The sequence below is a fragment of the Streptomyces sp. NPDC018833 genome (genome assembly GCF_044390825.1).
Classification (GTDB): Bacteria; Actinomycetota; Actinomycetes; order Streptomycetales; family Streptomycetaceae; genus Streptomyces.
On sequence record NZ_JBIRZM010000017.1, the window covers coordinates 25,094 to 37,586 of the forward strand.

Annotated in this window: 7 protein-coding genes and 4 pseudogenes; 6 read left to right on the forward strand and 5 right to left on the reverse strand. The window is 69.9% G+C overall.

Going from position 1 to position 12,493, the window contains the following annotated elements; all coding sequences use genetic code 11:
- Nucleotides 1-15 precede the first annotated feature (15 nt).
- Nucleotides 16-630: a TetR/AcrR family transcriptional regulator gene (locus ACH5AF_RS28200; protein WP_398905395.1), complete on the forward strand. Its 615-nt coding sequence runs from the start codon at nt 16-18 to the stop codon at nt 628-630.
- A gap of 203 nt (nt 631-833) precedes the next feature.
- Here ACH5AF_RS28200 and ACH5AF_RS28205 read toward each other — a convergent pair.
- The 3 genes and pseudogenes from ACH5AF_RS28205 to ACH5AF_RS28215 form a co-directional block, all read right to left on the reverse strand.
- Nucleotides 834-1,744, reverse strand: a pseudogene (locus tag ACH5AF_RS28205) (Tn3 family transposase).
- Nucleotides 1,745-2,202: 458 nt separating this feature from the next.
- A complete protein-coding gene (locus tag ACH5AF_RS28210) occupies nt 2,203-3,765 on the reverse strand; it encodes a mucoidy inhibitor MuiA family protein (RefSeq protein WP_398905397.1) in 1,563 nt (520 codons plus the stop codon).
- 8 nt (nt 3,766-3,773) lie between these two features.
- A complete protein-coding gene (locus tag ACH5AF_RS28215) occupies nt 3,774-5,846 on the reverse strand; it encodes a DUF4139 domain-containing protein (RefSeq protein WP_398905398.1) in 2,073 nt (690 codons plus the stop codon).
- Between the two features lie 112 nt (nt 5,847-5,958).
- Between ACH5AF_RS28215 and ACH5AF_RS28220 the strand changes: the two genes are divergently transcribed.
- On the forward strand, nt 5,959-6,501 hold the full coding sequence (locus ACH5AF_RS28220; protein WP_398905399.1) for an FABP family protein: 543 nt from the start codon (nt 5,959-5,961) through the stop codon (nt 6,499-6,501).
- Nucleotides 6,502-6,508: 7 nt separating this feature from the next.
- On the opposite strand, the pseudogene ACH5AF_RS28225 reads toward ACH5AF_RS28220, so the two are convergent.
- Nucleotides 6,509-6,667: pseudogene (locus tag ACH5AF_RS28225) on the reverse strand (SDR family oxidoreductase); the annotation flags it as partial.
- Here ACH5AF_RS28225 and ACH5AF_RS28230 point away from each other — a divergent pair.
- The 4 genes and pseudogenes from ACH5AF_RS28230 to ACH5AF_RS28245 form a co-directional block, all read left to right on the forward strand.
- Nucleotides 6,662-6,940 (forward strand): annotated as a pseudogene (locus ACH5AF_RS28230) (transposase); the annotation flags it as partial. The pseudogenes ACH5AF_RS28225 and ACH5AF_RS28230 sit on opposite strands and share 6 nt — an antisense overlap.
- Nucleotides 6,941-7,113: 173 nt before the next feature.
- Nucleotides 7,114-7,539 (forward strand): helix-turn-helix domain-containing protein, encoded by a 426-nt coding sequence (locus tag ACH5AF_RS28235; protein ID WP_398905401.1) that lies wholly within the window; start codon nt 7,114-7,116, stop codon nt 7,537-7,539.
- 266 nt (nt 7,540-7,805) lie between these two features.
- A complete protein-coding gene (locus ACH5AF_RS28240; protein WP_398905403.1) occupies nt 7,806-11,069 on the forward strand; it encodes a hypothetical protein in 3,264 nt (1,087 codons plus the stop codon).
- 117 nt (nt 11,070-11,186) lie between these two features.
- Nucleotides 11,187-11,564: pseudogene (locus tag ACH5AF_RS28245) on the forward strand (chloramphenicol phosphotransferase); the annotation flags it as partial.
- Between the two features lie 466 nt (nt 11,565-12,030).
- On the opposite strand, the gene ACH5AF_RS28250 reads toward ACH5AF_RS28245, so the two are convergent.
- Nucleotides 12,031-12,477: a DUF6234 family protein gene (locus tag ACH5AF_RS28250; protein ID WP_398905406.1), complete on the reverse strand. Its 447-nt coding sequence runs from the start codon at nt 12,475-12,477 to the stop codon at nt 12,031-12,033.
- Between the last annotated feature and the right edge of the window lie 16 nt (nt 12,478-12,493).

Here is a 12,493-nt window from a genome sequence, read left to right on the forward strand (position 1 = left end):
GGAAGAAAGACAGCCATGACCGCATCCCCGCCCCAGCCGACGGGTCTGCGCGCCCGCAAGAAAGCCCAGACCCGCCGCGCCATCCAGGAGCACGCCCTGCGGCTGTTCCTCAGCCAGGGCTACGAAAACACGACAGTCGAGGAAATCGCCGCTGCTGCAGGTGTGTCCCACATGACCTTCTTCCGGCACTTCCCCACCAAAGAGGCCGTCGTCGAGACCGACGACTACGACCCGATGATCATCCAACTCATCGCACAGCGCCCGCCCGAAGAGGATGCGCTCACGACCCTGCACCAGGCACTGGGCCAAGGGTTGACAGCCGTCTACGCCACGGACAAAGAAGCCCTCCTGGTGCGCACCCGGCTCGTCCTGAAAACCCCGGCCCTGCGCGCCCGGACCTGGGAAAACCAGTACGCCACCGAGCAATTGCTCGCCCAGGCCCTCAGCACCCGCCGACCAGCCCGGAGTGAACTGGCCACCCGGGTGGTCGCCGCCGCCGCGCTGGCCGCACTGACCACCGCCCTCACCATTTGGGTGGACAGCGAGGGAGCCGAAGACCTCCCCTCTCTGGTGGACCAGGCGTTCCTTGCCCTGCGCGGGCATAACCCACCAGCGGGGGCCGCGGACTGAGGCCGAGGAGCCCGCGCATACTGCCGTTACAGGTCACCCCGGCGCAGTGTCGCTGCAGTCGGCCTCCGTGGAGATCACGGTCTGCGGACTCGGCTGTGCGAGGGCACCACGGTGGGCGTCCCAGCTCTTGAAGGCCGTGGGCCGGGCACCGTGGCCGACGATCCAAGGTCGAGTTGTTTGTCCATGTCCAGGCGGAAGATGCTTTAGGGGTTGACGTTGGACCAGAACAGCGCGGTGAGCCCGCGCCGGTCCTCGTCCGAGAGCTTCTTCGCCCAGGCCGGTTCGGCGAGCACCTGCTGAAGCAGCAGCGCGTTGACGTGCACGAGCGCGGACTGGAGAAGGTGCAGGGCGAGCATGGAGGTCTCGGCGTGTTCCTTGTCCGGGCCGGTGAGCGCGCCGTCCTTGCCGTAGTGGAGCACGGTGTTCGCCGAGTTCCAGTTCTCCACGACCTGGAGCCCGCCGTGGATCTCTCGGCGCAGGCCGGGAGCGGCGAGGTAGTCGCAGGCGAAGACCGTAAGGACCGCGCGGCCGAGTTCTTCGAGCGCGGCGTACGTGGGGTGCTTGGGCCCGCCGCGGGTGAAGCGCCGCAGCACCTGCTCCGCCTCGCCGTCCCCAGGCGGAGCGCGGTGGCGTACTTGACCATCTGATCGTGCTGCTGCTCGATCAGGTCCCACTTGATGGCCCGGGTCAGGGAGGCGCCGAGCGCCGGCCAGCCAGGTGGGTCGTCGTCAGGGCGGTACAGGCGGATGCTGCCGATGTTTTTAAGCCGGGGCAGCAGGCGGAAGTTGAGCAGCTCGGTGAAGGCGAACCCGACCACGCTCGCGCCGTGTGTGTCGACGTAGTTCGACTCGATCTCGGCGTCCGTGCAGTGCCGCAGCAGTCCCTCGATCATCGCCGCGACCTCGGACGACGAACAGGACTTCAGCTGCGAGTAGATACAGACGTTCTTCCGCTCCACGTGCCAGTAGATCATCACGCCATTGCCGCCGTACCGGGCCTGGTACTCGGTCATAAAGTTGCTGGACCAGGACCCGAACTTCTTCGAGTCCGAGGCACACGCGTTGCCCTGCCCCCACCACGCGGTGTCCCGGGCGGAGAAAGTGGCGTTGACCATCCGGGTGACTGCGGCGCGGAGGTTGTCGACGGTGATGAAGTGCCGCCGGATATGGCAACGGGGTGGGCGACGGGTCTACCTCGTTCGGTCTGTTCGCCGACATCCGTTCAGCGGTCAACGGCCCGACGGGTACCGAGCGCTGCGGCCGGGGGCGATCGACTCGGCGCAGAACCAGGGAGCGTTCCACAAGCTCCAGCCGTCGGTGTGGCGACTGACGGACGGTGACGGGTTCTTCATCGACACCCCCGGGTTCAACCACTGCTCGGCTATCGCGGTGACCTGCACCTGGCGCAAGGTCTGAGCACCACCTGACGCCAAGCACCACGAAGGGGCGGACAGGCAACGGCCTGTCCGCCCTTCTTCGTTGCTCAGGTCAGCCGGTGAACGGCCGCCACAGGGCCGCCTCGTCCGTATTGAACGGAGGGCCCCACACCAGCCTTTCTCCGATCAGGCCGGGCTCAGAGTCCGGTGACTTTGGCACTCGCCGACAGCTCGTAGACCAGGGTGACCGTGCGGCGGCTGCCGGGTGGGAGGGCGACGTCCCAGCGGGCGATGCCCTCGGCATCGACCACGTCGGGCGCCGGGGAGCACGCATCCTTGTGCAGGCGTATCTCCACCGCCGAGACCTCGGAGACCGGGATCCGCTCCCGAAGGACGACCACCCGCTCGCCGTGCTCCCCGGGGGCGGAGAACCGGGACAGGTGCAGCCGGACCGTGCGGGTGACCACGGTCCGCTGGGTGATCCCAGCGGTGTCTCGTGACTCCTCGGCATGCCGGACCACCCTGTAGTCGTCGCAGCTGCCGAAGGCCAGCTCGACGGGGGCGCCGGGGGCGGTGAAGTCCAGTGTGCCGCGGCCGCTGAATCCGCTGCCACGGACCAGGTCCACGGGCCCGGCGAGCAGCGCGTGGCCGGACAGGTTGTCGAACCGCACCACCTGGGTGACCAGGGGGGACAATTCCGGTGAGCAGGCGTACGCACTGTGCGCGGCCGTGGTGAACGCGGAGAGCGGCACACGGTGGGCGCGGCCGTCACCGGGCACCGAGACCGGCGCGGGGGATCGCAGCACCCGCACCTCGCCGCCGTCGTTCACCCCCGGCAGGCCGAGTACCGGGGCCGGGCCGAGTGCCCCGATCTCCTCCTCGCGCAGTTCGACGTCGACCGTGCGGCGCTCCGCTGCGGAGCGGTCCTTGAGCGTCAGCCGGTCCTCGCCCAGCCGTGGCGGATCGGTGGCCAACGCCGAGCGGGCCGTCGACAAGGTCAGCCGTACACCCGACCAGTCCTCACCGGTGCGCTGCCAGACCATCGCGTCGGTCTCCAGCGTCAGGGAGTCCCCATCGAGCACCGCCCGGTAGGCGGGCCGCCACAGCGCACACGGGGTGAGGTGGCTCAGGCGCAGCCCGACCGGCCCGGCGACCGCGGCCTCCACGGTCAACTCGATATGACCGACCAGCTCGGCGGGCTCCTCCTCGGAGAGGTGCATGGCCCGCTGGGCTTCCTCGAGTTCGGCAGCGAGGACGGCCAGCCGGGCCTCCACGGTACGAAGTTGCTCGCCGTACGCGTCGCGCTCCTCGTCCACCCGGTCCAGTTCGCGGTGCCAGCGGGACCGTTCGCTCTCCCCGGAGCCGGCGCCTTCGCCGATCTCCCGCAGCAGATCGGCGGCGAGGCGGCCGAGCAGGTCAAGGCGGGCATGCAGCCGGTCGCGTCGCCGCCCCAGGGCCGGTCGCTCCTCTTCGAGGGCGTGTATGCGGTGGCGCAGGGCGGAGTCGTCGTCGGCGGACGGCAGCGGCCCGCGCGGCGTCCAGCTGCGGACGATCCGTACGTCGAGCACGGTCGCGGGATGATCGGCCGTCAGCTCTGCGTGCAGGGTCCGGTCGACGGCCAGCGCACTGACCGGTCCGAGACGCAGCCGCTGGACCCCGGCCTCCAGGTCGAGCACGACGGTGCGCTCGATGTGGGCGCGGTCCTCAAGGCATGTGACGGCGGTGACGGGGAGGGCGATCGGCTTAGGGGCCGTGGACATGGCGGGTGTCAGCTCCTGCGGTTGCCGCCGACCAGGGCCTTGCCGGTCGGGATGCGGATCTCGTAGCCGCCGTCGAGGGCGGCGGTGGTGCCTGCGGGCAGCTCCAGCCGCCAGAGGCGGGTGCCCGGCGCATGGCGGTCGGGCCCCGTGCCTTCCCCGGGTGTCGTCCAGTCGGCCCGTTCCTCGATCCGGACGTCCGGTTCGGAGGTGACCGGCACCCGCTCGTGGACTTCGACGGTGACGGGCCGCGCGAGCCGGTTGGCCAGCTCCACGTGGACGCGGTGGTCGAGCACGGTGGTGTTGTTGCGCAGGCCCGAAGCCGACTCGTGCAGGTTCGTACGGCGGGTGACCCGGATGCCCTCGGCCGGCCCGAGCCCCACCCGGCGGACACCGCCGGGGGCGAGCGTGGGCAGTGCGGCGGTCAGCAGGAAGTCGTCGTCGACGGTGACCTCGACCGGGCCGGCCAGGAGTGCCTGGTCAGTTGCGTTGGAGAGCACCAAGGTCGCGTACACGGTCTGCTCCACGGACGGCACGCAGAGGTACTCGGTGCGCAGGCCGACCGGGATCTCGCCGACGGTGACGGTGTGCCAGGTCCCGTCCGACGGTATGTCGGCGCGGGCGGCGGCATCGAAGCGGTGGTCGAAGGAACCCGCCGATTCGCGGGGCCGCACGGCGTGGCCGGGCAGCGGCAGCGCGGCCACCGCTTCCGCGCGGCGGCGGTGCTCGGCCGCCACCGGGTCGAAGGGAGAGTCGGGAAACAGCCGGCCTCTGCGACCGCCCTGCTCGTCGGGGCCGCGAAGGACGAGCGCGGCGTAGTCGAGCTCGGCGCCGCTCGGCTGCGGCGGACCCGGCACCGGTGCCGGAGGGGGTGGCGGCGCAGCCCGGCCAGGAGCCGCGGGCGTCATGGCGGCGGGGGCACTCGCGAAGGACCTGCCGCCGGCACCCGGCCTGCTGGCCGGTCGCGACCGGGCTGTCCGCGCGAGGTCGGGTATACCTCCGCCGGAGGCCTCCGGGGGAGCGCCGTACTCTCCGCCGGGCACCGGGAGCGCTCCGGGCGGACCGCCGTAACTCTGCGGTGCCGGCCCAGGCGGCGGTGGCGGAACGGGACCGGGCGCGGAGCCGGCCGCGACAGCCACGGGCGCGGCGGTCGTGGCTGGGCCAGGGCCTGCCGCGTCGTAGCCGGCGAACAGGTCGCCGAGCTTGGCCGGGGGCTCGCGCCAGCCAGAAGGCGCGGGAGCGGGCTGACTGCGTCCGATCCGGATCGAGCGGAGCCTCGGCAGGTCGGTGCGCCGCCGAAGATCGGCGGTGGCCAGGGCGATGCGCACGCCGGTCCAGTCCTCGCCGGTCCGCTGGACGACCGAGGCGCGCAGCACGAGACGGCCGCTGCCGTCGCCCTGTCGGTGAGTGAGACGGTAGGCCGGCACCCAGACGGCACCCGGCACCCCGTATTCCAGCTCCAGCTCCACCTCCGCGTCCCCCGTGCCGTCGAGGGTCAAAACCGCGCAGACCGTGGTCTCCACATGCGCTGACGGTGCGTCGGTGGAGGCGCGGCCCAGCCTGTCGGCGGCGACGGTGAGCTCGTGCTCGACGGTGCGCAGCGCCTCCTCGAGCTCGACGAGACGGGTGTGCAGTCCCGTAAGCCGCTCGTCGACGAAGTCGGCGAGTTCCAGCCACGCGTCGACCGGGGTGCGGCGGTGCGGGTCCTCGCGCCTGCGCGCAGGGGGGACCGGGTGGATGGCCCTGACCTCCTCGATCAGGCTCAACTGTCGGTCCCGGCGTCCCTGCGCCGCAGCGTACGCGTCGCGCAGCAGCTCGACCTCGCGCCGCAGCTCGTCGGGCGTGCCCGTGCCGAGCGGCTCGGCCTCGACTTCCATCCGGGCCTCGGTGACGCGCACCCCGGGGGCGCCCAGGACATGGGCTCGCAGCGAATCGGGGTCCAGCGAGCGGGGCAGTCCCGTCACCCGTACCCGGCCGTCGGGCGGCACGCTGCCGCGGGCCAGGCGGCGGCAGACCGCGCCCTGCGCGTACACCACGACCGAATCGAGGGTCGATGCCCACCTGTGTGCCGGCTCAGCCGTCATGTACTCCGCCCCCCGCGCGCCGCGTTCATGCTGAGCGAAGCCTACGCCCGGCCGGTCCGCGCGTCCGCCTAAGCTGCCGTCCGGCACCGGCCTCGACCCAGGAGCGCACCTCATGTTCGACCCCGACTGGAAGCCCCCGTATCCCGACGCCCTGCGCCCGGACGACGCACCCGCACCGCACGCACTGCTCGCGCCGGTGATCGGGCTGCTGGGTACCTGGGCCGGCCGGGGCCGGGGCGGATATCCGACCCTCGACGAGGAGTTCACGTACGCGCAGGAAGTCACCTTCCGCCACGACGGGCGGCCCTTTCTCCACTATGAGGCGCGCGCCTGGCTGCTCGATGCGGACGGTACCCCGCTGCGGCCGTCGGCCCGGGAGAGTGGCTGGTGGCGGCTCCAACCCGAGGGGCGGGTCGAGGCGTTGATCACCCAGCCCACCGGCGTCGCGGAGATCCTGGTCGGCAGCGCCGACGCCGGCACGGTCGACCTCAGCACCCACGAGGTGGCTCTCGCTCCCACGGCCAAGGAGGTGAACGCCACCCGCCGCCGCTACACCGTGACGGACGAGGACACGCTCGACTTCGTCCATGAACTCGCGGCGGTCGGTCAGCCGCTGCAACACCACCTTTCGGCACGGCTTCGACGGAACCCCTGACCAGGCGTCAGGCGTGCGGTGCCCGTGGTTCGATCCGGAAGTCGAAGGCGAGTGTGCCGGGGTCGAGGGCGGTCACACCGCCGTCGACGGTGAGGACGGCTCCGTTGACGAAGGAGGAGGCGGGCGAGAGCAGCCAGGCGACGGCCTCGGCGACCTCGCGCGCATCCTGCTGCGCGTCCCGCTGCCCACCGGGCGGGTGCCCCGCGTGATCGGCGTCGACGACTTCGCCCTGCGCCGGCGGCACCGCTACGCCACCGGGATGATCGACGCAGAGACCCATGAGCGGATCGACGTGCTGCCTGACCGCACGGCAGACACGCTGGAAGCGTGGCTACGCGAACATCCGGGCATCGAGGTCGTGTGCCGCGACGGCTCAGCCACCTACGCCGAGGCCATCCGCCGCGCCCTGCCCGACGCGGTGCAGGTCGCCGACCGGTGGCAGTGCGCCATGAGGCGCCTTGTCGTATCCCGAGTCAGTCGGGAAGAATTTGGAGGGAGTCTCTTGGGTCTGATGGCTTACCTACTGAGGTTGAACTCGTGGAGTCGTAGGGGCTGACGGCTCGTGGGTCCTGCGGTATCACCGAGAGCATGCGGTATCCACAGGGAGGCGGGTTGACCGCCGAACGGCAGCAGTGCCGCGAGGAGTTACGGCTCAAGGCGGCCGAGCGGTTCGCCCGGGGTGAGGCGAGTTCGCTGATCGCCAAGGAGCTGCGCGTCAGCGTCCGGTCGGTGCAGCGATGGCGGCAGGCGTGGGACGAGGGCGGTCCGCGGGTTCTGCGGTCGCAGGGGCCGGCGTCACTGCCGAGGCTGAGTGAGCAGCAGTTCGCACAGCTGGAGGCGGAGCTGGCCAAGGGGTCGGCCGCGCACGGCTGGGAGGACCAACGGTGGACGCTGTCCCGGGTCAAGACCGTGATCGGCCGACGTTTCCACCTGACCTACACCATCCAGGGCATGCGGAAAATCCTTGGAGTACCCCGGGATGCGCGACTACTTCTACGAGGCCAGGCCCTTGCCCGGTGCCGGGGGGCCGGAGCGTGAGCGCGTCCTGATCTTTGCCGAGATGCTCGCGGATGTGTTGGACAGCCGGGTGCAGGTGACCAGGCGTATCCCGGACAACGAATCCGAGGAGGACTGGGCCTCGTACTGCCGGTTGGTGCTGGACCACAGCCCAGTCCTGAAGGCGACCGCCGCTGAGCACCCCAGAATGGTGGCCGGACCTTTCCTCGCCCTGCTGACGGCCGTCATGACGCTCCGCAGCATGAGCCCTCGTAGGCGGCCTGTGCAGCGGTCAAGGGGAGGCCGTCGTGGTCACGACGCTGATTCTTCCTGCACCGCGCCACCACATCGTATGGGCGATACGGCTTCGCTACACGTGCTTTCATGATTTGGGCGGTCTTCAGTACACGAAGCATGACATCCGACATCATTCCTGGGTGTCTCGCCTAACCGATCGCGTGCCGATGCAGCGCATGCGCAGGATCCTCTTCGCCGTGCTGGCCGTACTGTCCCTCGGGCTCGCGGTGTGGCTGGCCGTTGCCCGTGACGAGATCACGGAAGAAACCGTCGGTGTGGCGGGGCTGTTCATCGCCATCGCCGCGCTGGCGGTGTCGCTTGCCCAGCTTCTCCCTGCGCCTTCCCCGCCACCGCCCGTCGGCGAACTGGCGGATAATCTGGCCATGACCGTCCGCGAGCAGTGGACGGAGGAGGTCACCGCCCGCAGTCTGCGCAACCCACGGGTGATACCTGTGGCCTGGTCCGCAACCGAACGCCCAGTCGCCGACAGCCCGGACTCGATCACCGGCACGACGGGCGCGAGGATTCTACGGCTGTCCCTCAGCGGACGGCTGGACGGTCGCTTCGACGAGTGCGTCAGTCAACTCGCCCACGCATACCGGCAGGTGCCCAGCGGGCGGCTGGTGATCCTGGGGGAGCCTGGAGCAGGGAAGACCGTCCTCGCGATCATGCTTACCCTCGGGCTGCTGGATGACACCACCCGGCCCGCGGGTGGCACGGTGCCGGTGGTGCTGGCCATGTCGACATGGGATCCCGTCGGCGAGTCGCTGGACGACTGGATCGTCGACACTCTGGCCACGTCGAATTACAACGGACGCCCCGAGATCCCACGGCGCCTGCTCACCCAAGGCCTTCTGCTGCCGGTCCTGGACGGCCTGGACGAAGTTCCGGAAACGGCTCGCCGCAGCGCCGTCCGGGCCATCGACCGCGCGTGCGGCGACGGCCGCGGCATCGTGCTCACCTGCCGGTCTGAGGAGTACGAGGATGTGATCACCGGGGGTGCGCCCGTGCTGCTCAGGGCACCGGTGGTAGAAGTGGAACCGGTACCGCCGCATGATGCCATCGTGTACCTGGATGACGTCGCGTGGCCCGCCAGCACGACCTGGGAGCCGGTCCAAGACCGTCTCGTCACCGAGCCCGACAGCCCGCTGTCCAAGGCGCTGTCCACTCCGCTGATGATTTCCCTGGCGCGGACGGTCTACCAGCGCTGTGGCAGGAGTCCCAACGAACTCCTCGAGTTCGCCAGCCGACACGCGGTCGAGGACCACCTGACCGACCTCGTGGTCACAGCGGCCTACGCTCCGGGGCCTGCCGCTCCGGATCAGCAGGCCGACGGCTCGGACTGGAAGGCGCACGCGGAGCGAGCCGAGCGCTGGCTGACGTACCTGGCCAAGTACCTTCACCGCAGCCGCGAGCACGATCTGGCCTGGTGGCTGATGAGCCACCGGCTGCTGTCCCGATGGGCCGGGCCGCTGGTCGGCATCGGATCGGGGACGCTGGTGATGACGGCCGTACTCTTGTTCCTACCTGTTCTCGACACCCAGGACGAGCTCGACGGCGAGCTTTTCGAGGTCGGCGCGACCGTTGGCAGCGGCTTCGCCATCGTGGCCATGATCATCTGGTACGCCGCTCCTGACAGACCACCGGGACGGCTGTCCTTTGCCGTACGCGGTTCCCTGGGCCGGCTCAGCCGTGGCTTCGCCACCGGAGTGGCGCTGAGTGCGATCCCGCTTCTGCCGTTCCTGATGGTCGGCATGGCCGCGACCTCCGTCACAACAGGCTGGTCCACCGCTCGTATTGCCGAGAGCTTCATGACAGTGACAGCGTTGGCGTCCATGGCCGCGGTCGTCGGCCTGGCCCTGGCCGTCCACAGCTGGCTCGATGCGCCATCCAAGCGGTCCACGGGCGCTAGCCCGCTGGGCTTCCTCGAGCAGGACCGGCGCTCATCCCTCCTGGGCGCCTCAACCGCAGGGCTGGTGCTGGGCCTCATCGGAGTACCGATGCTGATGGTCGGCCTGTCCGCCGGGTTCCTCGGGTTGCTGGCGGTCACCGGCTGGTCGAACGAACCCTCGCTGGTCGATGTGATCGCCGACCTCGCCGGCACGTCCGCACCCGACCTCACCGATCCGCTGACGTTCGGGGGGGTCATCGTGCTGCCCGGCATCGTCTTCGCCCTGCTCACCCTGCTGACCCGAGCCTGGCCACGGTTCCTGCTGGTGCGGCTCGTGGTGGCGGTGCGTGGGCATCTGCCCTGGCGGCTGATGCGGTTCCTAGCCGAGGCCAGGGAACGACAGCTGCTGCGCCAGCACGGGGGCACCTACCAGTTCCGGCACATGCGCCTCCAGGAACGGCTGACAAGCCGGTCACTCGCTGAAGACCGCTCGCCAACCGCGATAGCCCGAGCCGCCCAGCGGCGGCGCCGCATCCGGGTAGCGGGAGTGGTGGCCGTGTTGCTGGCGGCATGGCTGACGCTGGCGCAGGCCCTGCCTGAGGACTCCTCACAGGCCACTCTGGTCGGCGGCGTCGGCATGATGGCCTTCAGCCCGGACGGCGCCGTCGTCACCACGATCGGCGATGACGGGATGAGGCGGTGGAACACCGACACCGCCGACGAGATCGGAAACCCACTCACTGTCAAAGATTGCACTGCCAAACGCGACGTTCCTGTCGCCGTCGCGATGACCAGCACAACCACGGCTGTCACCGCGAACTACCAGAAGACCTCCGATCGAGGCATGGACACCGTCGTCATCGTTGTCTGCACATGGGACCTGGCCACTGGAGAACAGGTCGACGTCACCCACATGAAGACCTCCCCCGACGAAGGTCCCAGCCACGCCATTCTCAGTGGGGACGGCACACGGCTGGTGGTCATGGGCGCAGGGGAAACGCGGATGTTCAACACGGAGACAGGCGATCCGGTGGACACACCGCTCCGTCACTCGCTGGTGTTGGCAGTAAACGCCGACGGCAGCCGCCTGGCCGTGGGCGGCAGAGAAGGCGTCTGGATCGTAGGGGCGGAAACCGGCAGGGAATGGGGACCCTTTCGCGATGTGCGCGCGCTGAGCGTCCGGGGTGCTCGCGTCGCGACCGCGTCAGAAGACCGCGCGGAAGTCTGGGAGATGGGCGCGGCGAGGACGAAAATGCAGATCGGTAATCCCCTCACCGGCCACCTGGCGGACATCGAAGCTTTGACGCTGAGCGCGGACGGCCGCCGCTTGGCCACCACCGACAGCGGCCACGTCACGCGTCTGTGGAAGCTCCCGAACGGCTGACACCGCCCGCCGCGACAAACGGCACGGCGGATACGGGTTTGACCGTGCGTCCGCGGAGAGCCACCACGAAGTGGCACGCGCGGTTTCCCTGGCGTAGTTGTCAAGACTCGTGGGTCGGGGATCGAGTTCGCGGCGGATGGCCGGGTGAGCGTCGGGGCGGACTTCCGGGCGCTGGAGGCGGCCTGGATGGACGGCGTCGTGGCGATGGCCCGTGCAGGCGCCAGGGTCATCATCGATGACGTCTTCCTGGGCGGAGCGGCGTCCCAGCAGCGGTGGCAGAAGGCTCTGGGCGGATTGGCCGTGTTGTGGGTCGGTGTCAGGTGTGAGAGTGCGGTCGCCGCAGGCCGTGAGGTCGCACGAGGAGATCGCATCCAGCGGATGGCCGCGTCGCAGGCGGAAGTGGTTCACGAGGGGGTGTTCTATGACCTGGAGGTGGACACGACGCATACCGAGTGCCTGGTGTGTGCGCGAACCATCGCCGCCCACGTGAGCTGATGTGCCACATCGACTTCCTCGGTCGCCATGCCTTCACACAGCCTGCGGCTGCCGGGCTGCGTCCGCTCAGCAAGCCTTGTGACGACCGGGCTCGGGGATGAGGAGGATGGGCTGTAGTACGGCGGCCGGGACTGGTGGTGCAATGCGGGGGGAGGCAAGCCTGGAGGCACGCGACGGCGTACTGCTGCGCCGGCACTTCGGCTTCTTCTGCCCTGCGCAACTGAGCGTCTACGGGCACCATCCGGACCTTGACGGCCTCGTACAGCTGGTTGCCGTCCCCATCCGTGCGGCGGCACCGGCTGCCATTCCTCCGACCAGTGATCAACGCACCGGCCAGGACAGCGGCACGCGACCGCACGGAGGAAGACCTCTTCCACGCGGACTGGCGGTCCGGGGGCCGCACAGCGCCTGATGACCGGGGCGATTCGGTGCGCCAGGCGTACAGCGCTGCCACGCTGGTCCACCGTCATCGGCCCTTTGGAGCCGCATCACTGGTGGTGGACGCACTGGGCCGGGTGGCTCGATCCTGGTCGATCTGCGCACCACCCACAGCGATGACCACCACGACGAGGCCGGCGAGCACCTGCGTGCCGGTGCTGATGACGGCCCGGAGCAGGTACAGCACCGGAGCGGTCAGCAGCATGACGCCGCCGGCGATGCCCACGTACAGCCAGTTGGGGGTGAGAGTGATGTCGGAGTTGTCCGCGCCGGGATCGAACGGCTTCCAGCCGCTGTAGTCGATGCCGAGCAGGAAGGCCGCGACGGCCCCGATGACGTCGAGGACGAGCAGCCCGACGGCCAGGGCGATGTCCCCGGCGAGGGGCAGCCACCGGCGTCCGGTTCGCGGGGGCGGCACGTTGGCACCGCGGAACTGCGGAAGGCCGGAGGGCTGTCGAGAGGCCGGGTCGGTCATGGGTACAAGCTTCCCT

What these genes read in the sequence shown, in the direction of transcription:
- ACH5AF_RS28215 (WP_398905398.1), bottom strand. Translation starts at nt 5,846, where the DNA reads ATGACGGCTGAGCCGGCACACAGGTGGGCATCGACCCTCGATTCGGTC.
- ACH5AF_RS28220 (WP_398905399.1), top strand. Translation starts at nt 5,959, where the DNA reads ATGTTCGACCCCGACTGGAAGCCCCCGTATCCCGACGCCCTGCGCCCG.
- ACH5AF_RS28210 (WP_398905397.1), bottom strand. Translation starts at nt 3,765, where the DNA reads ATGTCCACGGCCCCTAAGCCGATCGCCCTCCCCGTCACCGCCGTCACA.
- ACH5AF_RS28250 (WP_398905406.1), bottom strand. Translation starts at nt 12,477, where the DNA reads ATGACCGACCCGGCCTCTCGACAGCCCTCCGGCCTTCCGCAGTTCCGC.
- ACH5AF_RS28200 (WP_398905395.1), top strand. Translation starts at nt 16, where the DNA reads ATGACCGCATCCCCGCCCCAGCCGACGGGTCTGCGCGCCCGCAAGAAA.